Source organism: Dehalococcoidia bacterium (assembly GCA_025054935.1).
GTDB lineage: Bacteria > Chloroflexota > Dehalococcoidia > SpSt-223 > SpSt-223 > JANWZD01.
Map to the genome: position 1 here is coordinate 69925 of JANWZD010000013.1, position 21746 is coordinate 91670.

22 protein-coding genes are annotated in these 21746 nt (G+C 68.4%); 8 read left to right on the forward strand and 14 right to left on the reverse strand.

Annotated features, from left to right (window positions below; genetic code table 11):
• Positions 1-52 precede the first annotated feature (52 nt).
• A complete protein-coding gene (locus tag NZ773_13350; GenBank protein ID MCS6802909.1) occupies positions 53-418 on the forward strand; it encodes a hypothetical protein in 366 nt (121 codons plus the stop codon).
• Positions 419-472: 54 nt separating this feature from the next.
• On the forward strand, positions 473-703 hold the full coding sequence (locus tag NZ773_13355; GenBank protein MCS6802910.1) for a dodecin family protein: 231 nt from the start codon (positions 473-475) through the stop codon (positions 701-703).
• Between the two features lie 244 nt (positions 704-947).
• Here the strand turns inward: NZ773_13355 and NZ773_13360 are convergent, their stop codons facing one another.
• The 6 genes from NZ773_13360 to NZ773_13385 form a co-directional block, all read right to left on the reverse strand.
• Positions 948-1820: a VOC family protein gene (locus NZ773_13360; protein ID MCS6802911.1), complete on the reverse strand. Its 873-nt coding sequence runs from the start codon at positions 1818-1820 to the stop codon at positions 948-950.
• A 50-nt stretch (positions 1821-1870) separates the two neighbouring features.
• Positions 1871-2059 carry a hypothetical protein gene (locus NZ773_13365; protein ID MCS6802912.1) on the reverse strand — a complete coding sequence of 63 codons (189 nt, stop codon included), beginning with the start codon at positions 2057-2059 and terminating at the stop codon, positions 1871-1873.
• A 3-nt stretch (positions 2060-2062) separates the two neighbouring features.
• Positions 2063-2491 carry a Uma2 family endonuclease gene (locus NZ773_13370; GenBank protein ID MCS6802913.1) on the reverse strand — a complete coding sequence of 143 codons (429 nt, stop codon included), beginning with the start codon at positions 2489-2491 and terminating at the stop codon, positions 2063-2065.
• A gap of 68 nt (positions 2492-2559) precedes the next feature.
• Positions 2560-3849, reverse strand: a complete 1290-nt coding sequence (locus NZ773_13375; GenBank protein ID MCS6802914.1) for an MFS transporter — start codon at positions 3847-3849, stop codon at positions 2560-2562.
• Between the two features lie 238 nt (positions 3850-4087).
• Entirely contained in the window at positions 4088-4777 is a 690-nt protein-coding gene (locus NZ773_13380) for an RraA family protein (protein ID MCS6802915.1), read from the reverse strand.
• Positions 4778-5067: 290 nt separating this feature from the next.
• Positions 5068-5502, reverse strand: a complete 435-nt coding sequence (locus NZ773_13385) for a hypothetical protein (GenBank protein ID MCS6802916.1) — start codon at positions 5500-5502, stop codon at positions 5068-5070.
• A gap of 412 nt (positions 5503-5914) precedes the next feature.
• Here NZ773_13385 and NZ773_13390 point away from each other — a divergent pair, with 412 nt between their 5' ends.
• Entirely contained in the window at positions 5915-6568 is a 654-nt protein-coding gene (locus NZ773_13390; protein MCS6802917.1) for a class I SAM-dependent methyltransferase, read from the forward strand.
• 318 nt (positions 6569-6886) lie between these two features.
• Here NZ773_13390 and NZ773_13395 read toward each other — a convergent pair whose 3' ends face one another.
• On the reverse strand, positions 6887-7366 hold the full coding sequence (locus tag NZ773_13395; protein ID MCS6802918.1) for an Hsp20/alpha crystallin family protein: 480 nt from the start codon (positions 7364-7366) through the stop codon (positions 6887-6889).
• Between the two features lie 226 nt (positions 7367-7592).
• Here NZ773_13395 and NZ773_13400 point away from each other — a divergent pair, with 226 nt between their 5' ends.
• The 3 genes from NZ773_13400 to NZ773_13410 all read left to right on the forward strand — a co-directional run bounded on the left by NZ773_13400 (position 7593) and on the right by NZ773_13410 (position 11493).
• On the forward strand, positions 7593-8615 hold the full coding sequence (locus tag NZ773_13400; protein ID MCS6802919.1) for a J domain-containing protein: 1023 nt from the start codon (positions 7593-7595) through the stop codon (positions 8613-8615).
• Positions 8616-8618: 3 nt separating this feature from the next.
• Positions 8619-8954 (forward strand): helix-turn-helix transcriptional regulator, encoded by a 336-nt coding sequence (locus NZ773_13405; protein ID MCS6802920.1) that lies wholly within the window; start codon positions 8619-8621, stop codon positions 8952-8954.
• Positions 8955-9054: 100 nt separating this feature from the next.
• Positions 9055-11493: an AAA family ATPase gene (locus tag NZ773_13410; protein MCS6802921.1), complete on the forward strand. Its 2439-nt coding sequence runs from the start codon at positions 9055-9057 to the stop codon at positions 11491-11493.
• 260 nt (positions 11494-11753) lie between these two features.
• On the opposite strand, the gene NZ773_13415 is transcribed toward NZ773_13410, so the two are convergent.
• Positions 11754-12686, reverse strand: coding sequence for a VOC family protein (locus NZ773_13415; GenBank protein MCS6802922.1), 933 nt, complete (start codon positions 12684-12686; stop codon positions 11754-11756).
• A 248-nt stretch (positions 12687-12934) separates the two neighbouring features.
• Between NZ773_13415 and NZ773_13420 the strand changes: the two genes are divergently transcribed.
• Positions 12935-14461, forward strand: coding sequence for a sulfite exporter TauE/SafE family protein (locus NZ773_13420; protein ID MCS6802923.1), 1527 nt, complete (start codon positions 12935-12937; stop codon positions 14459-14461).
• 46 nt (positions 14462-14507) lie between these two features.
• Here NZ773_13420 and NZ773_13425 read toward each other — a convergent pair whose 3' ends face one another.
• The 6 genes from NZ773_13425 to NZ773_13450 form a co-directional block, all read right to left on the reverse strand.
• A complete protein-coding gene (locus NZ773_13425; GenBank protein ID MCS6802924.1) occupies positions 14508-16298 on the reverse strand; it encodes a thiamine pyrophosphate-requiring protein in 1791 nt (596 codons plus the stop codon).
• Positions 16295-16882 (reverse strand): cysteine hydrolase, encoded by a 588-nt coding sequence (locus NZ773_13430; protein ID MCS6802925.1) that lies wholly within the window; start codon positions 16880-16882, stop codon positions 16295-16297. Before NZ773_13430 ends, NZ773_13425 begins: the two co-directional genes overlap by 4 nt.
• A gap of 254 nt (positions 16883-17136) precedes the next feature.
• Entirely contained in the window at positions 17137-17595 is a 459-nt protein-coding gene (locus NZ773_13435) for a chemotaxis protein CheX (GenBank protein ID MCS6802926.1), read from the reverse strand.
• A gap of 225 nt (positions 17596-17820) precedes the next feature.
• Entirely contained in the window at positions 17821-19221 is a 1401-nt protein-coding gene (locus NZ773_13440) for an amidase (protein MCS6802927.1), read from the reverse strand.
• Positions 19218-19388, reverse strand: a complete 171-nt coding sequence (locus tag NZ773_13445) for a hypothetical protein (protein ID MCS6802928.1) — start codon at positions 19386-19388, stop codon at positions 19218-19220. Before NZ773_13445 ends, NZ773_13440 begins: the two co-directional genes overlap by 4 nt.
• On the reverse strand, positions 19385-20221 hold the full coding sequence (locus NZ773_13450) for a class I SAM-dependent methyltransferase (GenBank protein MCS6802929.1): 837 nt from the start codon (positions 20219-20221) through the stop codon (positions 19385-19387). The genes NZ773_13445 and NZ773_13450 overlap by 4 nt, the downstream gene beginning before the upstream one ends.
• A gap of 95 nt (positions 20222-20316) precedes the next feature.
• On the opposite strand from NZ773_13450, the gene NZ773_13455 reads away from it, so the two are divergent.
• On the forward strand, positions 20317-21528 hold the full coding sequence (locus NZ773_13455; protein MCS6802930.1) for a CoA transferase: 1212 nt from the start codon (positions 20317-20319) through the stop codon (positions 21526-21528).
• Positions 21529-21746 lie beyond the last annotated feature (218 nt).

Consider the following 21746-nt stretch of genomic DNA (forward strand, 5'->3'; position numbering starts at 1 on the left):
AACAGCCCGCGGGACGGGTGCGCCTCCTCTCTCGCTGGTCGGGGAGCTGTCGATGGATCAGCTGCGCGCCACGATCCGAGCGCGTCTTGCCGCGCTCGGCCTCTCCGCCCGTCAAGCGTCGATCCGCGCCGGCTTGAGTCACAACACCCTGCGTGTCATTCTCGCCGGTGCCCGTCCTACCGCGGAGTCGTGCGACGCCCTCGAGCCCGTGCTTGGGCTTAGCCCCGGCACGCTGCGGCGGCTCGCTGGCTGGCCGGTGGACGAGCGCCGCACCGACCCAGACATTGAATACGCCATGCGCCTGCTGCGGCTCGCGCGGCCGGAGCTGCGCCAAGCTGTCATCGGGTTTCTTCTGGTCAATCTGACCCCTCCAACGAGAGTGTCCGCCGCGCCGCGCCGCCCTGTGCGCTCTGACTAACTCTCCCTGCTCGATCGCGTATCATCGCCGCATCTTGGCCCGAGGAGCGCCGCTATGTCGGACCATATCTACAAAGTGATCGAAGTCGTTGGCACCTCGACCGAAAGCATCGAAACCGCGATCCGGAATGCCATTGGCCGTGCGAACCAGACCCTCAGAGGCCTCGATTGGTTTGAGGTGCGCGAAATCCGCGGCTCGATCCACGACGGCGCGGTCGGCTGGTTTCAAGTGAAGGTCGGCATCGGCTTCCGGTTGATGGACGAGAGCGAACTCGAAAGCGACTAGGCGCTGTCAGCCGAGACGCAGTTCGAATGAGCGATCTCCGTGCTCGGCATGGCACGACCTCTCCTGACCGCGGCCGGGCCGTTTCCGTCCAGTGGGGGAGCGGCTCGCCTTGTGGGAGCGAGGGGCTGCCCTGCCCTCAGTTGCCGCCGCCCGGCGGTCCCCGGGGAGCGCCAGTGAAGGCGCAGCGTTCGCCCGCGCTCCTGGCGGCAACAGTTGTCCGGGCACGACGGCGATGAGCGGGGGCTCAGGCGCCCCATCGTCGGCGCGCCTCCCGGTCTTCGACCCGGTCGCTCTCGGGGCGGCGCTCTTGGAGGCCGACGAGATGGTTCTCGGGGTCGACGAAGTAGGCGATGCGGCCGAAGGGAATGTCGAAAGGAAGGTTGACGAAATCGACCCCCTTCGCCTGCAGGTCGGCGACGAGGGTATCGAGATCGCGCACCCGCAGCACCGGGGTGTTTGTCACGTCGCCGCGGTCGGCAGGACGCGGCTGCGGCGATGAGCCGGGGGAGAGCTCAAGGAGGACCCCATCGCCGAGGCGCATCAGCGCGTTCGTCTCGCTGTAGCTGACCGCGACCTCTAACCCGACGACGTCGCGGTAGAAAGCGATCTGGGCGGGCACGTCGAGCGAGCGGAAGACGATCCAGCCGATGTGCTGGATATCGGGCGGCAGCGGCGCGACCCCGTCGATCCGGGTCTCGCCGGCGTCCCACCGCCGCCACGCCTCGCGGTCTTCGGGACGGTCGGAGGTGCGGTACCGTTCCTGCAGGCCGGTGACGTTGCCGAGCGGGTCAAGGAAGTAGGCGAGGTGGTTGTGCTCGCGCTCAAACTCATTGATAAAGCGGACACCCGCCTCGCGCAGTCTTTGGATTGTTCCGCGAATGCCGTGGACACGGAAGATCGGCACGCAGGGCGCCTGGGCGCGGTCGGTATATGCGGGGTTCGGCTGGCCGCCAGGGGCGATCTCGAACACCGTCGCTTCGCCCGCCCAGAACTGCACCGCCTCCCCCTGCTCGCGGAGGACGGGCAGACCGACTGTGTCTCGAAAGAAAGCCGCCAGCCGCTCAACGTCGTGCGTCCGCCGGACGAACCAGCCGAGTCCGATGATGGGGTCGCGCACCGTTCTCTCCTCTCGCGCCGGTCGTTCGGCGCAGGGTGATCGAGCGGCGATCAGCCAAGCAGCCCGAGCGTCCGCAGCCCCTCCTCGACGGTCGGCACGCGCCGCGCCCACTCGACTGGCAGCCGAAAGCCAGGGAGCGCCGCCGACCCGTACACGCCTTCCGCCGGCTCGATACGCTGAGAGCGTCCGTCGCCCGCGCGCTGGTAGAAGCGCGGCACGCCGGCGACTTGGTCGATCACCCACTACTCCTGCACGCCGGCAGCTTCATACTCGCGCAGCTTGGTAACGCGGTCGCGCTCGATGCTGTCAGGCAGGACAATCTCGACGATCAGGTCGGGCGGTCCATCGACGAAGCTGCGCCGCAGCCGGCTGCGGTTGGCGGTCGAAAGAGAGAGAAGGTCGGGCGCGCGGGCCGTGGAGCCGAGCCGAACGGTCATCTCGGTGCGAACGATGCCAAGTCGCCGTGTCTCGACGAAGAGCCACATCAGGCCCGGCAGAATGGTCTGGATCGCGGAGTGCGCGTCGTGCAACGGCGTCAGGACAATTACCTCTCCCTCAACCCACTCCGCCTTGAGTTCGCCGGTGTCGAGCTGCAGGAACTCCTCGAACGAGGTGGGGCCGGCGGGAAGCGCCGGAACCGCGATCGCGGGGACGGGGACCTGCAGGACCATCGGTCGTTCTCCCTCAACCGCAAGCATACTTCACTGCGCTCCGAGGGAGAACGACCTGCGGCAGCGCTTCACGCCAGCGCCGGATGGCGCGGCTTGCGTGCCAGTCCCATCGCGACGATGCCGAGCAGGCTGACGAGGACGAACGCCGCGAAGGGAAGCGCGTAGCTGCCGGTCAGGTCGTAAGCGACCGCAGCGAGGAAGGGGCCGAGAGCGTTGCCCATCAACTGTACCGGCATCGCGACCCCCCGGATGGCGCCGAGCGACCCGCGCCCGAAATACTCGGCCCAGACACTCTGCTGGAGCGTAACGTAGCCGCCGAAGGCGACGCCGTAGAAGATCGCGAAGCCGAGCAGCATCCACGAGGCTGCCAGCCAGAGGAGCAGCGCCGCGCCGACGGTTGCGCTGGCAAAGGCGAGCATGTAGGTCGGCCGCACGCCGATCCGGTCGGCGACGAGGCCCATGCCGATAGTGGCGACCATGCTGACGAAGCCCATGCCGGCGAGCGTTCCGACGGCGATGTCGGGCGGATAGCCCTTGTCGAGAAGGTAGGGCGCGAGGTGGAGATTGAAAGAAGCGGCCGTGAACCAGGCGCAGAAGCCACTGAGCGCCACAAACCAGAGCGAGGTCGTCCGCACGGCGTCGCGGAGGGTCCAGGAGCGCTCGGGCAGGGCGGCGCGCGGCCGGGTTGATGAGCGCGCTTCGAGCGGGGACAGGCCGACATCCTGGGGAGCGCGGATCGTCAGCAGCGCCGGGATGGGGACCGCAAGCAGGAGGATCATGACCCCGAGCGCGGCCCAGCCAGCGCGCCACCCATGCTCGAAGATGAGCGCCGCAATGCCGAGCGGCAGGACCCAGCTGCCGAGCCGCCAAGCGCTGGCGATGATCCCGAAGGCGAAAGCCCGTTTGTGCGTGAACCAGTTTGAGACGACGACCGTCGTGGCGATCCCGGTGCCGCCGTTCGCCGCGATGCGGGCGAGGGCATAGCAGAAATAGAACCAGACGAGGTTCGGCGTGACGGCGAGGGCGAGGATCGCGATGCCGAGGAGCGCCGAGCCGGCGACGAGGGCGAGGCGTGGCCCGACGCGGTCGACAAGCGCGCCGCCAAACGGCGCGACAATGGCGGCGGCGAAGGTCGAGATGACGACAACGCCGGAGAACTCGGTGCGGCTCCAACCAAACTCCTGCGTCATGGGCAGGAGAAAGAGGGTGAGCACCGGGTTGAAGGTCGGCATCTCGCAGAAGGTGACGACGAAGCTGGCGACGACGATCGCCCAGCCATAGAAGATGCCTCGCTTCGAGAAAGCGCGGACGAGGAACGGCGCGTTCGGGAGGGCACGCGCCGGCGAGCCTGTTGTCACAGTAGTCAGTATACGTCCTCTCTCGGAAGCGAGCGGGGTTGGCGGCCTCGGAGCGCTCGGCGCAACCCCGAGCGCGGGTCGCCCGCTTCCGGCCCGCCAGCAGTTCGGGCGGCGAGGCGGCCGACGCGAGGAGCCAAGAGAGCCCGCGCTGCGCTTTTCCCAGCAGGCACAGTGAGGGCGGCTTCCTCCTCGCCGCGGCGCAGGCGCGCCGCCGCTTGCAGAGCAGCGCGGGCGCGGCTCAGGAGTGCGCCTCTTCGGGGATGGCGAGGCGTGCGATCGCGGCGTCGAGCCCGAGGATCTCGAAGAAGGTGCGGCCGGTCGCGACCTGAGCGCGCCACTGTGCCAGCTGCTCGCGGTAGCGGCGCGCGTGCTCGACCGCCTCCGGGATGCGTTCCCGCGGGATGACGATCACGCCGTCGCTGTCGCCGTGGATCAGGTCGCCGGGCGAGACCAGCCGACCGCCGCAGCGGACCGGGACGTTGATCCAGCCGGGCCGCTCCATCGTGCTCCAGCCCGGGTGGGCGCCGCGACAAAACACCGGGATGGGCAATGCCGCGATCGAGTCGTGGTCGACGATCAGACCGTCGATGACGATAGCCGCAGCACCCCGCAGCCGGGCAGTGTGCGTCATCCCCGCGCCGAAGAGGGCGCAGTCAGTGCGTCCGCCGCCGTCCACCACCAGCACATCGCCCGGGGCGAGGAGGGTCGCGGCGTACAGGGGGATGAGGTGATCGATGCCGTCAGGCTTCGCGGTGAACGCTGGGCCACAGACCCGGACACCGCGTTGGAGCGGCTTGATCTGCCAGTCCATCGCCACGCCCGCGCCGAAGGCGTCCGGACCGGCGAGGCCAGTAGTGGGGACCTCCCGCAACGCCGCGAGGTCAGCGTCGCTGGGGCGCGGAATGTCGCGGACGATTCGATAGTGCATCGCTCCTCCCGGACGTGCTGCTGAGGAAGCGTATCGCATCCCCTCGGCTGCCCTGCTGGCCGCTCTCGGATTCGAGTACCCTCCGCGCAGAGATGGAGACGACAGCGCGGCTGCTCTCGCTCAGTGTCGGTCAGCCGGTGTCGCCTCGCACTCGCCGCGCGACGGGCCTGACAGCGTTCGGCAAGCGGCCAGTCGCTGGGAAGCGGCTGCTGTCGGCGACGGGCGTCGAGAGCGACGTGCAGGCCGACCTCGCGGTTCACGGCGGGTCGGCGAAGGCAGCCTGCGTCTATTCAGCGGAGCATTATCCGTTCTGGGCGGCCCGCCTCGGCCGACCCCTCGACACGCCGTCGTTCGGCGAGAATTGCACTGCTGTCGGCCTTCTTGAAGACGGCGTCTGCATCGGAGATGTCTACCGCATGGGCGAGGCGCTCGTCGAAGTGAGCCAGCCTCGCCAGCTGTGCGTCACGCTGGCGGCGTGGAACGGCGAGCCGCGGTTGGCGCGCTGGGTGCGGCAAACGGGGCGCACCGGCTTCTCTTTCCGGTGCCTCCCGCCGGGGTTCGTCGAAGCGGGCGACCCGATCACGCACGTCGCGCGTCCCTTCCCGGGGGCGACGATCGCCGAAGCGAACCGGCTGATGCGCCGCGGCACGCTCGACCGCGCCGGGCTGGAGCGGCTGCTCGCCGTGCCGGGCCTGCCGGGGGCGTGGCGGCAGACGGTTGCCCACCGTCTCGCTGGCCTCGCTGCGCGCGGCGCCGCACCGTCGAGGGAAGTCGCCGAGGAGCGCTGCTCGGCTCGCGCGGTATGCCTGTCGGAGCAGCGGGCACCCAGCAGAGAGCAGGCGACAGTCAGCAAAGGGGCTGCCGAGCGCGCAGGACGATGGACGCCGGCTCACCGGTGCAGCGCAGTCTCCGCGGCTCGTCTGGACGCAGCAGCTGGCGGCGCGGTCTGCTACCCTCACGTTCTGGCTCGCTGCCTCGCGACCGGCGCGGCCGAACGCACCGGCACTTCTCACTGGGAGATATCGCTTGGGGGAGGGCTGTTTGGGGGCTCAGCTGCCGCAGAACGTCGCAGCAGACGACCCGCGTTCCCGCGCCTCTCGAGGGGGGCATCGGCCCTGGGGCGTCGGCGCGCGGCGCGTGGCGGCGGCGGTCATTCCAGCGCTGCTCGGCTGGCCGACCGGCGGTCTGAAAATTCTCAGCGTGGACGATGGCGCGGCGCACGCGTGGCTGCGGCGCTTTGCTGGGCGGCGGCCGGTGATCAGTATTGCCGCTGCGCCAGCGGCAATTCGCCGCGCCCGACGCTCGGGCAGCCGGGCCGCCTTGGCGAGCCTCGAGGCGCTCCCGTTCCGCAGTGAACGGTTCGACCTGATCTACGGTGCCGCGAGGATCCAACACCTTTCCGATGAGCGGCGAGCGCGGCTGGTGGCGGAGTTTTGGCGCGTCCTCCGGCCTGGCGGTGCCATTCTCTGGGTGGGCAGCGCCGCGCCAGGGTCGTTCGACTGGCATCGGTTCTCCACTGAGCTCGAGGCGGCCGGGTTGACGCCCGTTGTGGTCGGCGCGGTCGGCGTGCTCCCGGCGATCATCGGGCGCTGGAGCGAGAGCGGCGGGGCGAGGGGGAGCAAGGAGGGGTTCCCCCATCCGTTCCGCAAGTGGGGCCGCCTTGGCCGGCTCGCGCTCGCCATTGGGGGGGCAGCCGAAGCGGCGGCGTTCCGGGTGCGCGGGCAGCTGCCGACGCGCGGCGCGCTGTCGCTCGTCGGCGCTCTCAAGGTCGTTCCGTTCGAGCGCGCCTGACGAGCGCGCGCTCTCTGCTGCTGCAATAGGTCCGACTGCCCCAACGCACAGCCCGCTGCCCGGGGACGGTGAGCTGTTTGACGGAGGGCGCCTGCTGCGGCAGGGGCGCGCTGGCGCGGCCCGCGCCCGTGCTGCACGGAGGCCGCTCCCTGCGCGAGAGATGACAAAGGGGGCGCCGACCGTCTATTGGCGCGGGAAGGGCGCTGTTTCGGCACGGGCGCGGCGCTGTTGCTCAGAAGCGGAAAAACGCAGCGGCCCGCCAGCGGCGGGCCGAGAAAGGGTTGGACGGTTTGCTCGCGAAGCTGCGGCGCGACGGGATCAGGCGGTCGCCTCGCTCGGCGTGCTTGCGGTGGTGTCGATAGCAGGTTTGCCGGTGCTGATACTGATGCGGCGTGGGCGTTCCGCTTCCGCCTTCGGCAGGCGAACGGTCAGCAAGCCGTTCTCAAAATGGGCGCTGGCATGGTCGGCATCGACGCCGAACGGCAAAGCGATCGCGCGCCCGAAGCGCCCATAGGCGATCTCGCGTCGCGCCCAGCGGCCGTTCTTCTCTTCCTGCGGCGGTTTCGCTTCGCCGCGGATGATAAGCGCCTCTGGCGTGGTCGTGATCTCGACATCATTGGGGTTGACACCGGGCAGCGCCATCGTCACGCGCAGCTCATCGTCCCCCACGAAGACATCGGTTGGGGGCGTCGTCACGTCATAGCGACCGCCGCCGCCAGAGAAGACTTCTTCGAGCATGCGGTCCATCTGGCTGCGCATCTGCGCCAGTTCTCGCCACGGATCCCAACGGGTCACCATTGTTCGCTCCCTCCTTGCTTCTGCCCGGCACTGGGCGGGGCAGGTGCGGCTCTCCGATGAGCCGGGATATCACTTCCACCTCTGATATACTGACAGAAGATGTGGCTGTCAAGTGATCTTACAAAGCTCTAATACAGAGTTTGACAAAGTCATTATCAAGGTGTACAGTACTTGTGGCAGGTCGACCGGTTCGTCCGGTCGCAATTCAGCGCAGCTGGAGCAGACCTTGGCCAGCCGAGATTACTACGCGATCCTTGGTGTCCCGCGGACAGCGTCGGAGAAAGAGATCAAGGCGGCGTTCCGCAAGCTCGCGCGGAAATATCACCCGGATCTCAATCCGGGAGATAAGAGTGCGGAAGAGCGCTTCAAGGAGATCAACGAGGCGTACGAAGTGCTCTCCAACCCGGAGAGCCGCAAAAAGTATGACCAGTATGGTCATAACTGGAAACATGCTGACCAGTTCGAGGCAGCGCGGCAGGCGAGCCAGCAGGCGTCTCGCGCGCGCAGCGGCCGCACGGCCGCGTTCGACTTCGAGGAGTTCTTCTCTCCGGGCGGAGGCGGCGGCTCCGGCTTCGCCGACATCTTCGAGCAGCTCTTCCGGAGCGACACGCGTCGGGCGGGGACAGGCACCCGACGCGCGGCGACGCGCGGCCAAGATATCGAACACCCGATCGAGGTCTCGCTTGAGGAAGCGTTCAACGGGACAACCCGGACGCTGGAACTGACCAGCGAGCAGGTATGCTCGCTCTGCGCTGGCAGCGGCCGCGCTGGCGGCAAGCCGTGTCCGGAATGCTTTGCCACCGGCTTGGTCGCGAGGCCGAAGCGGATTGAAGTGAAAATCCCGCCTGGCGTCACGACGGGCTCGCGGGTGCGGATCGCCGGCGAAGGAGGAGCGGGGCTGGGTGGCGGCCCGAAAGGCGATCTCTACCTCGTCATCTCGGTCCGCCCGCATCCCGTGTTCGAGCGGAAGGGGGACGACCTGTATGTCGATGTCTCCGTCCCGCTGGTCGATGCTGTGCTCGGCGGCGAAGTGCTCGTCCCAACGCTGAAGGGAACGCGCTTGGCGCTGAAGATCCCGCCCGAGACCCAGAACGGCCGGGTTATCCGGCTTGCCGGTCAGGGCATGCCGAAGCTCGGCGGCGGTCAGCGCGGCGATCTCTATGCCAAGGTCAACGTTGTGCTGCCGACGAACTTGACACCTGCCCAGCGCTCGCTCTTCGAGCAGCTTCGAGCGTCGCTAGGACGGTGAGCCATGCAGAAGCAGTATGACGATGAGCCGTGCTATGTGATTAGCGTTGCCGCGCGCCTCCTCGGCGTTCATGCGCAGACCCTGCGCTACTACGAACGGCTCGGGCTGGTAGAGCCGTCGCGCTCGCGCGGGAATATTCGGCTCTATTCCGCTCGGGATATCGAACGGCTGCAGCAGATCAAACGCTTGGTCGACGACCTTGGGGTCAACCTCGCCGGCGTCGAGGTGATCCTCCAGCTAAGCGAGAAGGTTGCCGCCCTCGAGCGCGAACTGCGGGCAGCGCGCGAGGAGCTTGAGCGGCTGCGCGCCCAGCGCGAGAGCGAGACGCACGTCAGCTGACCTCGATCATGACGCTCCGCTCGACGTCAACGGCAGTCTGCCGCCGTTGACGCAGCGTGTCGGTCGGGGCGATGACTGGTCACCCCGGAGGAACCCAATGATTCGACAAGACCGATTCACCGAGCAAGCCCAAGAGATACTGAGCGCGTCGCAGGAGATCGTTCGACGCTACCGCCATACCCAATGGGATGTCGAGCATGTCCTGCTGGCGATGCTGGAGCAGCGCGAGGGGATCGCCGGGGAGATCATGCGCAAGCTCGGCCATGACCCCGCCGATCTCGCTGCCCGAGTCCAGCTTGTGCTCGCGAACGCGCCGCGCTCGGGCGACGCTGTCCAGCTCTACGCGACCCCGCGCCTCACTCAACTGCTCGAAGCCGCTCAGCAGGAGGCGGACCGCCTCCGCGACGAATATATCGGCGTCGAGCATCTGCTGATCGCGATCGCCAATGAGCGGCGCGGCGAGGCGGCACGGCTGCTGCGTGAGTTTGGCATCGACCAAGAGAAGATCTACCGCGCTTTGCGTGACATTCGCGGGGCGCATCGCGTTACCGATCAGCGCGCCGAAAGCCGCTATCGGGCGCTCGAGAAATACAGCGTCGACCTGACGGCGCTCGCCAAGGCCGGCAAGCTTGACCCCGTTGTCGGGCGTCAGACCGAGATCCAGCGCGTGATGCAGGTGCTCTGCCGGCGGACGAAGAACAATCCCGTGCTGATCGGCGATCCCGGCGTCGGCAAGACAGCCATCGTCGAAGGGCTCGCGCAGCAGATCGCGAGCGGCGATGTCCCGCGCTCGCTCAAAGATCGGCGCGTGATCGCCCTCGACCTTGGCGCGATGGTCGCGGGGAGCAAGTTTCGCGGCGAGTTTGAAGAGCGGCTGAAAGCGGTGATGGAAGAAGTGAAGGCTGCCAGCCGCGAGATCGTCCTCTTCATCGACGAGCTGCATACTGTTGTTGGCGCTGGCGCTGCTGAAGGGGCAATCGACGCCTCCAACATGCTGAAGCCGGCGTTGGCCCGAGGGGAGCTCCAAGCGATCGGCGCGACGACCGTCGATGAATACCGGCGGTACATCGAGCGCGACCCGGCGCTGGAGCGGCGTTTCCAGCCGGTCATGATCGGCGAACCGAGCGTCGACGAGACGATCGCTATTCTCCGCGGGCTGCGGCCGAAGTATGAGGCGCATCATCGCGTCCGCTATACCGATGGCGCCCTCGAAGCCGCCGCCAAGCTGTCGGACCGCTACATCACCGACCGGTTCTTGCCGGACAAAGCGATCGATCTGCTCGATGAGGCAGGAAGCGCCGTGCGCCTTGCCTTGGAGACGACGCCGCCGGCGATCCGAGAGTTGGAGCGCACCGTCGAACGGCTGCGCGCTGAGGAGAACGCCGCAGCCGCCGCCCACGACCCCGACCGGGTCGCCGCGCTCGTTGCCGAACGTCGGGCTGCAGAGGACCGGCTGATCGAGGCGCAGCGCCAGCGGCAGCAGGAGCAGCACAGCGACCCCGTTGTCGACACTGAGGATATCGCTGCCATCGTCGCCAAGTGGACGGGGATCCCGGTCAATCGGATGCTTGAGACTGAGATGACCAAGCTGCTTGACATGGAGGCGCGCCTCCACGAGCGGGTGATCGGGCAGGACGAGGCGATCGCGGCGCTGGCCGATGCCATCCGTCGGGCGCGCGCCGGCCTGAAGGACCCGAAGCGGCCGATCGGCTCGTTCATCTTCCTTGGCCCCACGGGCGTCGGCAAGACAGAGCTCGCCCGCGCGCTCGCGGAGTTCCTCTTCGATGACGAGGACGCCTTGATCCGGCTGGATATGTCGGAATACCAAGAGCGGCATACCGCGAGCCGCCTGACGGGCGCGCCGCCCGGCTATGTCGGCTACGAGGAAGGCGGCCAGCTGACCGAACAGGTGCGCCGCAAACCGTACAGCGTCGTTCTGTTCGATGAGATCGAGAAGGCTCACCCGGATGTTTTCAACACGCTCCTGCAAATCCTCGAAGATGGCCGGCTGACGGATGGGCAGGGACGAACGGTCGACTTCAGGAACACTGTCATCATCATGACGAGCAACTTGGGCACGAGCGCTCTGCAGCAAGGGGCGCTCGGCTTCCGCACCGACCGCGACCAGCGCTCGCAGGTCGAGCGGCTGCGCGCCGCGGTGGAGGAGGCGCTGAAGCGCACCTTCCGGCCGGAGTTTCTCAACCGGATCGACGAGATCATCGTCTTCCATCCGTTGGCAGAGGCGGACATTACCAAGATTGTCGACCTGATGGTGCGGCGCGTCGTCGCCCAGCTCGCGGAGCACCGCATCACGATTGTCCTGACCGACGAAGCGAAGGCGTGGCTCGCGCGCAAGGGATATGACCCGACGTTCGGGGCGCGGCCGCTGCGGCGGACAATCCAACGGTCAATCGAGACGCCCCTCTCGAAGCTGCTCCTCAAGGGCGACGTGAAGCCAGGCGACACGGTGATCGTCGGCGTCGGCTCGGACGACGCGCTCACCTTCACCCGCGAGGAGGCGGCTGTCGCGGCGGCCTAAAGAAAGCGGCGTCCTCTGCTGCCGACTGCAGCGGCCGAACAGCGCAGCCTGCGAGCGCTCGCCTTGTGGCCGGCAAGGCGGGGCGCCCGGTGACCGCGAGCGCCGGGTCGCAGGGCGGCGCGCTCGTCAGGCGCTCGGTGTTCGCGGAGAGGAGAGGGGCGCGTCTTTCCTGCCGACTGCCCTCGCGCAGGGCGCGGCGGCCGAACGCGGGGTGGCAGGGAGACGCGCCGTGTCGCCCGGCAGAGCGCGCGTCCGGAGCGTCAGCTGAGGCGCTCGAAGAATTCCCACTGTTCGCCGTCCCGGCCGTGGAAGGTTGCGAAGCGAACGCGCCCAAAAGGCGGCATCACTGCGTCGAAGGGGCCGGCAATCGGCGTGGCGCCAAGCGACGTGACGAGCGCGCGCGTCGTTTCTAGGTCGTCGGTTTCTAGGGAGATCGAGAGGATGCCGATGTTGGGCGGCACGGCGCGTTCGGTGAGGGGCTGACCGTCGGTCCCGAGATAGCGCGAGAACTCGATCCGGCCGTTCGGGGCGTGCGGGGAGATGAAATTGACGTTGTGCACGCGAATATCCTCTGCCGTGCCGAGGAAATGCCCCATTCCCTCCAAGATGACATCAAAGAGAACGCGGAAGCCGAGCCCTTCTAGGAAGCGGCGCATCCACGCCTCGTCGGCGACGTGGATCGCTACCGACTGCACCTCGCTCGCTTCGGTCTCCTGCCAGCCGAGGGTGCCTTCGAGGTTGCCCATCACCTCGAAGACATCAAGAAGCACGCCATCGGGGTCGTAGGCTTGAGCATCCCACGCCTGAATATCCTCGTTCACTTTCCAGAAGAGCGGCGCCGACTTCGGCGCGGCGCCGGCGGCGAGCAGGCGTTGCCAGCCGCTCTTAATGTCGCGGTAGCGATAGTTGACGGCGTAGTGGCCGAGATCGTGGAGGCGCTCATAGCTGCCCCAGATGCGTTCGCCGGGTCGATCAAACTGGACAAGGCGGAGAAGCCCAGAATGCCGGTCGGGCAGCCCTAGGATGACTGCGTCGCCGCGCAGTCCGGCCGGCATTCGCCATGCCGCTTCGAACGCCGGGCCAGTAATGTGCATCCGGCCGTGCTCGACGAACCCGAACGCCTCCTGGTAGAAGCGGACCGCCCGCTCCAGCCGCTCGACCCCTTGGGTGACGAACTTGATCTCGCTGATCACGGTGTCCTCGCTGCATCCGTCCGCGAGCATTGTACTCAGCCCGCGCAAGCGGCCGGCGCTGCTGCCATGGCGGTGCTGAGAGCGGCAAGAGAGCGGGACACAGCGCGTTAGCGGGAACGCGCAGGAGCGCGACTAGAATTACGCAAGCGGTCTTGGAGCGGCGACAGAGGAGGCGATGAGAGCGTGATGAGCGATGCGGCGCTCGGCGGCGCTGCCGCGGCGAGCGGTCGTCCCTGATGGGCCGAGCAGTGAGCCGGCTCCTTGCTGGGCTCGTCGCCGCGGCCTTCTGCGCCCTCGCGTCAGGTGTCGCAAGCGCGCATCCGCTCGGCAACTTCACCGTCAATCGGCTCTCGATCATCGAGCTGCGTCCCGATTCGATTGCGGTCCGCTATATCCTCGACATGGCGGAGATCCCGGCGCTTCAAGAGAAGCTGGCTATCGATCGCGACCGCGACGGCATTCTCTCCGCCGAGGAGACAGCCGCCGCTCGCCGCCGCCTCACCGAGGAGATCGCGCGGAACATTCGGCTGACGGTCGACGGCCAGCCAGTGCCGCTGACTGCCCGGAATGCGAGGCTCAGCTACCCCCCCGGTCAAGGCGGGCTGATGACGCTCCGCCTCGAGATCGACTTTGTCGGCGCCTATGGCTCAACCGGCCGGCCGATGCGCGGGCGCTACATCGATGCTGCCTTCGCCGATCGGCTCGGCTACGTTGATGTGCTGGTGCGCGCTGGCGACGGCGTCGGGCTGCTTGAGACGACCGCCTCGCTGGACGACCCGACTGGTCAGCTGACCGTCTATCCTGACGACGCCCTCATCTCCCCGCGCGCGGTGCACGATGTCATGTTTCTCTTCCAGCCCGGCGCGCCCTCCCTGGTCGCACCGCTCGTGACGCCGGTGCGCGAGGCCGCGCGGGCTGCGCAGGACGCCTTTGCGGCGCTGATCGCCGAGGAGAACGCGACCCCGCCCTTCATCGCGCTGGCGCTGCTGCTGGCGATGGGGCTCGGCGCGGTGCACGCCCTCGGTCCCGGCCACGGTAAGGCTGTGGTCGCTGCCTACCTCGTCGGCGCGCGCGGCACTGCGGCTCACGCCGTGTTTCTCGGCGCAACGGTCACCATCACCCATACGCTCGGCGTCTTCGCGCTTGGGGTCGTCACGCTCTTTCTTAGCGCCGTTATTCTGCCGGAGCGGCTGTTTCCTTGGCTGGAGCTCATCTCGGGGCTGCTTGTCGTCGCCCTCGGCGTGGCGCTGTTTCGCGAGCGCCTGACCCAAGCCTTTCCCCGGCTGTTCCGTCGCCCGCCCCCAGGAGACGCCGCCGACCACGCCCGCCTGCACGCGCTCGGCATCCCCCATCATCACGACGCTGACCACCACCATCATCGCGACCCCCTCGTTCACTCCCACGGCGGGATAACGCACCGCCATCTGCCGCCGGGCGCGGATGGGTCGCCGGTGACGTGGCGCTCGCTCCTCGCGCTCGGCCTCGCGGGCGGGCTGCTGCCGTGCCCCTCGGCGCTCGTGGTAATGCTGAGCGCGATCGCGCTGGGACGGGTCGCGTTCGGGATCCTGCTGATCGTCTTCTTTTCGATCGGGCTGGCGGGCGTCCTCACCGCGATCGGACTGGCGCTCGTCTCTGCGAAGCGGCTGTTTGCTCGGCTGCCGGGCGCAGCGCCGGGCGGGCTGCTGCGCCTCCTGCCGGTGTGCAGCGCCGCTGCGGTCATCGCGCTCGGGCTGGCGATCACGCTGAGCGCGCTCGGGAAGACGCCTCTCCTCTAAGCACCGGGTCCGCCTCGGCAGCGGGCGGTCGTCCCGCGAGGAGCGCCTACACCTCGCCGGTGATGTGCTTCGGCAGCCAGACGTCGATGACCGCGGGGATGCCCTCTTTGTCGACGGCGTCAAGCGCGCGCCGGATCGCCGGGGCGACCTCCTCGGGCCGGCGCACTTTCGCGCCGAAGCAGCCGGCGGCCTGGGCTTCGGCACTGTAGTTCGGCGGCGGGTCGAAGAAGCCGCCGCTGTAGTCGCCGGTGCGGACGGCCCAGCCGTCCGGGTAAGCATCGCGCAATCGGGTTGTTCCGGTGCTGTAGCCGCGATTGTTGAAAAGAATGGCGAGAAACGGCGCGCGGTACTGGCGGGCAGCCCAGAAGGACTGAGACGGAAGACCGAAGTTGTAGGCGCCATCGCCGACGAGGGTGATGAAGCGGCGGCCCGGCTGGGCGACCTTGGCGCCGACCGCCGCCGAAAGCGAGTAGCCGAGGCTGGCGCCGCCGTGGAAGTAGAGCGTGCCGGGCTTTGAGCGCGGGATGAACGCTGTCGGGCCGCCTTCGCCGAAGACGACGGTCTCGTCATCGATGAGCGTGCCGACGACGTGCGCGACGTAGCGGGGCGTGATCTGTTCGAGCGCGCCATCGGCTTCGGCGGCGCGGCGCTCGCGCTCGATCGCGGCCCACCCTTCAGCAGTCAGCCGCTCGCGGCGCGCCGCGATGCGCCGGCGATCCGCGGGCGTCAGCTGGCGCTGCACCTCGTCGAGGAGCGCCGGAATGGCAAGCGCCGAGTCGGCGATGAGCCGGTAGTCGGCGGGATACTCCCACATCGGGATCCAGGTGACGATAGGGTCGACGTCGATCCAGGCGATGCGCGCGCCGGCGCGCGGCGAGGTCGTTCCGGGCAGCCAGGGCGTCGGCGCATCGACGATGAGGATGGCGTCGTACGGCTCGAGGTCGGGAAAGCCGCGGTGGGGGAGCGGCGCCCGCAGGGGATGCGGGTTGGGAAAGTTGTAGCGGAAGCCGGAGGCGATGACGCGGCAGCCGAGCAGTTCGACCAGCTCCTGAAACGGCGCGAGGGCCGCCGGATTGCGGCCCAGCCGCTCGGTGAGGATCACCGGTGCCTCCGCCTGGATCAGCATGCGCGCGACCTCGCGCAGCTGGGCAGGGTCGGCGGCCGGGCCCCGGCCCGGAGTGAGCTGGGCGAGCGTGGGGAACCGCTGGATGCCGCGGATTGGAGTGCGCGCCGACTCGTGCGGCATCGCGAGATAGACGGGGCCCGTCGGCGGCGTGAGCGCGACTTGTAGCGCGCGCGTCACCGTCAGACCAGCGTTATCGTAGGGCGCGAGCTTGTAGTCCCACTTGACGTACTGGCGGACGATCTCCCCTTGGTCGCGGATCTGCTGCTGCCAATAGACGGTGTGGGAGCGGTCACCCGGCCCGCTGCCGGGATACGCTGTTGCGGGCGCGCCGGTCAAGATGAGCGTCGGGTAGCCGCCGCGGCTGGCGATGTGGATCGCGCCGCCCATATTGAGCAAGCCGAGCTCGACATGGGCGCAGGCGCAGCTTGGCCGTCCGCTGACCATCGCCTCGCCAAGCGCGGCGCAGAGGGCGGCGTGCTCATGGAGCATCGTTCGGATAGTGGGAGTGGGACGGCCGAGCGCCTTCGCCTTCGCGCCTGCTTCTTGGAGGGCCGCCAGCTCGGAGCCGGAGACGAACCACAGGTTGTCGATCCCGCCGAGCTTCATCGCCGCCATGATCAGTTCGGCCGCTTCGCCGCCGTCACCGGCGTCAAGGGTATGCCACGCCTCTTCGACCCGCCCGCGGAAGTCAGGCATGCGCCAGATCGTCATTGCGCCACCTCGGCGGACGCGGCGGCCCAAGCGGCGGCGATCGCCTCGCTCGGCAGGACGGTGCCAATCATCCGGTCAAGGAAGGCGAGCTCGCTCGCGTGGCGTGCCGGGTCAGGGTCGTAGACGGCGTCGGCGGCGACGATGACGAAGAAGTCGTCGAGAAAGGCGTCGCGCGCAGTCGCGCCGACGCAGGTGCTCAAGGTGAGCCCGGCGACGACAACGGTGTCAACGCCGTGCTGACGCAGGGTCTCAGCGAGGCCGGTGCCCCGAAAGGCGCTATAGCGATGCTTGACGATGGCGAGCTCACGCGGGCCGGGCTGCGCCGCGAAGCCGGGCCAGTAGTCCGCGCCCGGGGTGCCCTCTTGGCAGACCCGGCCAAGCCGGCCGAGCTTGGCCAGCTGGGCAGCGAACGGCGCGCTGAGATACTGCTGGTCGTAGAGCGCGCGGATGAACACCCGCAGGACCCCCGTCGTGCGAGCGGCATCGAGCAGCCGCGCCAAGCCGGCGCGGATCGCCTCGCCGGCGCCTCCGCCGCAGAAATCGTTCTGGACATCAACGACAAGGAGCGCGGTGCGTCTGGGCATGAGGTCGCTGGCGTGCTCAGACATCGTCCCTCCCGTTCCGGAAACGCAGTGACGAACGCGCCGGCTTTGAGGCAGCGCTCCGAGGCAGGGGCGCCCGAGAGCGGTCAGCGGTCTTCCCGGCCGTGCTGGTCGCTGGTGCAGGGCGCGGTTGCCAAGGGCGGCGGAAGAGAACGCGGCAATCGGTAGCGGGCGTGGCCGACATGGCGCCTCCCCCGTGCAGCGTAGCGGATTGCGCTCAGCGGCTCAATGGGCGCTTATGCGCGCAGCGCGATGTGGATCTCCAATGAGCCGACATCGCTCATCAGGGGAACAACGAGGCGCGGCAAATCGAGGGCCGACACCATCGTGCCAGTGCCAATGAGGAGGGTCGGGGCAGAGAGGGTGGCGTGATAGCCAGCATCCGAGAGATAGGCGCCGGCGGCAGTCGTGATGAGGTCGCCCAGTTCCGCGATACCGCTCTGCGCAAGGTCGTCGAATTCGGGGAGCTCTTGGCCGAGCAGCGCTGCTGCGATGGCGCACGCAGCGGCCTCGGCGAAGCAGTAGAGCACCACGCCGCGAACATCACCGCTGACCGCGACGAGGAGTGTGACATCATGGGTGGTATACGCAGAGCGGTGCAGAGAAGCGGCCCCTTGCTGGAAGGCGCATCCCAATTCCCGCTCCAGCACCTCTGAGGCGGCTCGCACGAACGGATTGATATATTCGACCTTCACCGGCCTCCTGAGAGCGGAGGGTGGTATCGGTGGGTTCGCGGCAGCCTTGCGCCCTCGCGGCACGGAGGGGCGAGGCGATGCACGGGCGCGGACAAGAATAGGAAACGTTGGGTACGTCGTTGTGGTGAGTACCGTACCAGATTTCTGCGGTTGGTCAAGCAGTTTTTTGCATCAGCCGCAAAGGCGCGGCGCCGTGCGAGAGAGGAGCACGACGCTCGCCGCTGCTCAGAGGTCAGGAGGGCGGGAGGAAGTGCTCCCCCTGCCCCGAGCGGACTCGAAAGCGGCTCCAACAGCGAGGACAAGGCCGTCCTCCCCTCGGCGGCCGACAATCTGGAGACCGACTGGCAGCCCGGCACTGTCCTTGCCGCACGGGACCGAGAGTGCGGGCAGCCCCGTGGCGTTGAACAGCGACGTGAGGCTGGTCAGCAGTGCCCGCGGGGTGGGGCCACCCGGAGCAATCGGATCAAAAGTCGCTCCAATGCGCGGGGCTACGATTGGGGTGGTGGGGAGGAGGAGGAGGTCCACCGTGTCGAAGAGGGCATTCAGTTCGCGGACAAGCTGCCGGCGGACGCGCAGGGCGTCGAGGTAGGCAGTTGCTGGCAGCAGCTGACCTGCGCGGAGACGGGCCCGAACATCGCTGCCGATCCGGTCAGGATGACGCGCCAGCCAGTCGCGGCAGGCCGCAGCCGCTTCAACGCGCAGCAGGATTGCGACGCATGCCAGCCCATCGCTCAGCTGCCCAAGCTCCACGTCGACCATCGTCCTGCCCTCGCCCGCCAGTACCGCTACCGCTTCGTCGAAACGGGCGCGCACTGCCGGCTCAAGCCAAGCCGAAGCGTCGCGGACGACCCCCAAGCGGAGGTGCTTCGGCAGAACGTTGGGGTACGCGAAGCGAGCTGCGGGGTTCGAACTCGGGTCGGCAGGGTCATGGCCCGCGATCGCGGCGAGAACGGCCGCACAGTCGGCAGCGGTGCGGGCGAGCGGCCCGACGTGATCGAGCGACCACGAGAGCGGCTGAACGCCTCGCCGCGGGACCAAGCCGAAGGTGGGTTTATGGCCGGCGACGCCGCAGAGCGCTGCCGGCACCCGGATCGATCCGCCGCTATCGGTGCCGATCGAGGCGAACGAGAGGCCGGCGGCAACTGCCGCAGCGCTTCCGCCGCTCGACCCGCCAGCAATGCGCGACGGGTCTGCCGGATTGGGCACAGGGCCAGAGTGCGGGTTTTCACTGGTTGGGCCGAACCCGAGCTCATGCAAGGTGGTCTTGCCGAGAATGACCGCGCCGGCGGCGCGCAGGCGGCGGACGACTTCGGCGTCTTCAGCGGCAGGCATGCGCTCTGGGGCGCGCGTTCCCGCGGTTGTCACAACCCCCGCTTGGTCGATCAGGTCCTTGAGCGAGACAGGAATGCCGAGGAGCGGCCGCTGCTCGCCCGCCGCGCGTGCCCGGTCGGCAGCGGCGGCGCCGGCGAGCGCGTCCTCTTCAGTCACGCGCAGAAAGGCGTTCCGGTGGGGGTTCTCCGCGGCGATAGCGTCGAGGTGAAGGCGGGTCAGCTCGACGGCGGAGACCTCGCGGCGGTCAAGAGCGGCGAGCGCGTCGGCGATGGTGGCGAAGCGAAGCTCCTTCATGCGGGCTCCGCGGTCAGCGCTGGTTCGTCATCGCTTGTCAGCCGCTCGGCAAGGCGCCGCGCGTTCGCCAGCATCGCCTCCAGTTCGGCGAGGTCTGCCTCGATTTCGTCGTCAAGCAGCTCGATTCCGAGCGCGGCAGCAAGCCGGCGGAGGTCGTCAGCGGTCATGCTTTCCGCCACGAGACGATACCGACCAGCCGCCACGGTCCATCGAGCACGAGCCGCCCATCGCGCTTGGTGACGAGCGGTTCGATCTGCTCGCGGAGAAACTCAAGCGGCGCGTCCTCAGGAGGGAAGGCGAGGAGAGTGGCGACATGCGCCGCGAGTTCGTCGAGCGACGCGTAGGAGCGGAGAAACCCGGGGACGATCCGAAGGTCGGCCCAAATGCCGAGCGCGCTCAGGGCGCCAACGAGGTCGAGCGCGACCGGCTCGGGAACGCGCCGCTCGCCCCGGAGGCGGAGCGGCAGGTCGCCGAGCCAAGCGTCCATGCTGTGCACCCGCAGGGTCATCAGCGCTTCGCGCCGCGTTCGCTCGTCTATCGCCCGCAGAAAGGGACCAATTTCGGCGCTCCAGTACATCGCATGGGCGCAGATCGTCACATCCGCCGGCTCGACGAGGTGGGCGTCGTCCGGCCAGTGTCCGCGCACGATGTCAATGTTGTCTATCCCGCGTTCGGCCATGCCGGCTGCGAGCGCGTCGCACATTGCTGGCGAGGGGTCGAGGGCGACGACCTTGCGCACGTAGGGCGCGATCGGGATCGCGTAGCGTCCCGCGCCCGCGCCGATATCGAGGACGGTGTCATCCGGCCGAACGGTCGCCCGCAGGGTGGCAAAGAACGGCTCATCCTCAGTCATCGCGGCAGTCAGTTCGCGAAACCGCGAGACGGAGTTGGCCCAAAAGTCGTCCTCGCGCGCCGGCCCGCCGCGCCAGCGGTCCGCCTGGTCTTTGCGCTCGATCACGGTGCGGCGCCAGCGGTCCAGCCAATCGATCGGTTCAATCACGCGCACCACCTCCGCAGGAGATAATAGCTCGCCCCGGTTGACGGCGGCGGAGGGCGGCTCTAGACTGCCGGCCAGCCTCCGCAGGAGCACTGCCTATGGCCGCTCTGCGCCCCCTCGACGGGATACTCGTGATCGACCTGACCCAGATGGCGTCTGGCCCCTACGGCACGATGCTGCTGGCGGACGCCGGCGCAACGGTCATCAAGGTCGAGCGGCCGGGGAGCGGCGACCCGGCGCGCTTCTTGCCCCCCTTCACCGAACACGAGGGGGCGATGGTCTCTGCGGGCATCCTCCGCTTTGGGCGGAATAAACGCTATCTCTCCCTCAACCTGCAGACGGCAGAGGGGAGAGCAACCTTGCTCGACCTTGTGCGGCGAGCGGATGCCCTCTGGGAGAACTATGTTCCGGGGACGCTGGACCGGCTCGGGCTCTCCGAGGCCGTGCTGCGCGAGGCGAACCCGCGACTGCTCCACGTGGCTATCAGCGGCTATGGCAGCGGCGTTGTCGCGCCTGCGCCTTTCGCCGCTCGTCCGGCGCTTGATCTGGTGGCGCAGGCGGCGAGTGGGTTGATGGCGGTCAGCGGCGACCCTGGCGGTCCGCCGGCCCAGATCGGCGCGGTGATCGGCGACTTGGTGCCCGCTCTGTATGCCGTCATCGCGATGCTGTTCGCTCTTCGCCTCCGGGACCGCACTGGGGAAGGGCGATTTATCGAAGTGGCGATGGTGGACGCGCTCTCCGCGCTCAACGAGCGGGCAGCCGTCGCCTACAGCTTGACAGGGCAAGAGTACAGTCGTGACTGGCTCGGGCACGGGGGGCCGTACGGCCGCTTTCGCGCCGCGGACCGCGATGTCGTGATCGCGGCATCGATCCCGTCGCTGTGGGAACGGCTCGCGCCCGCGATCGGACGGGCCGACTTGCTCGCCCACGCGCCCGCCCCTGACGAGACGGGGCGATGGTGGCGCTTCGGCGAGGTGATGCGTCCGGCGATCGTCGAATGGGTCGGCGCTCGCTCTGCTGATGAGGTGGTCGAAACGCTCAGTGCAGCAGGCGTCCCCTGCGCGCCGGTCCTTAGCGTCGCGGAAATGCTCAGTTCGGTCCAAACGGCGGCGCGCCGGATGATCGTCGAAGTGCCGTTTGCTGGCAAGACGGTCGGCACGATGGGCTGGCCGATGAAGATCGAAGGCGTGCCGGAGCCGGCAGGCGGCGCGATCGGCGCGGTCGGTCGCGATACCGAGGCTGTGCTGCGCGATGTGCTCGGCTATGACGAAGCGCGTATTGCCGCGCTGCGCGCCGCGAAAGCGATCTGACCCCGAACGCGTCTCCTCGCACGTTGCGATTGCCCAGATTAGAGCGCGAAGACATCGTGCCGCCGGCGCTGCGCCGAACGCGTGCGTACTTGCTGCCCTGTCGTCTCCCCCAGTTGCCGCGTGACCGCACGATTGGCTGAGCGGAAGCAGCGTGCGGGAAGAGAGGACTGCCGTCGCAGCCGGACGAGAGCTCCCCGTCGCCGGAGCAGCTCTTCCGT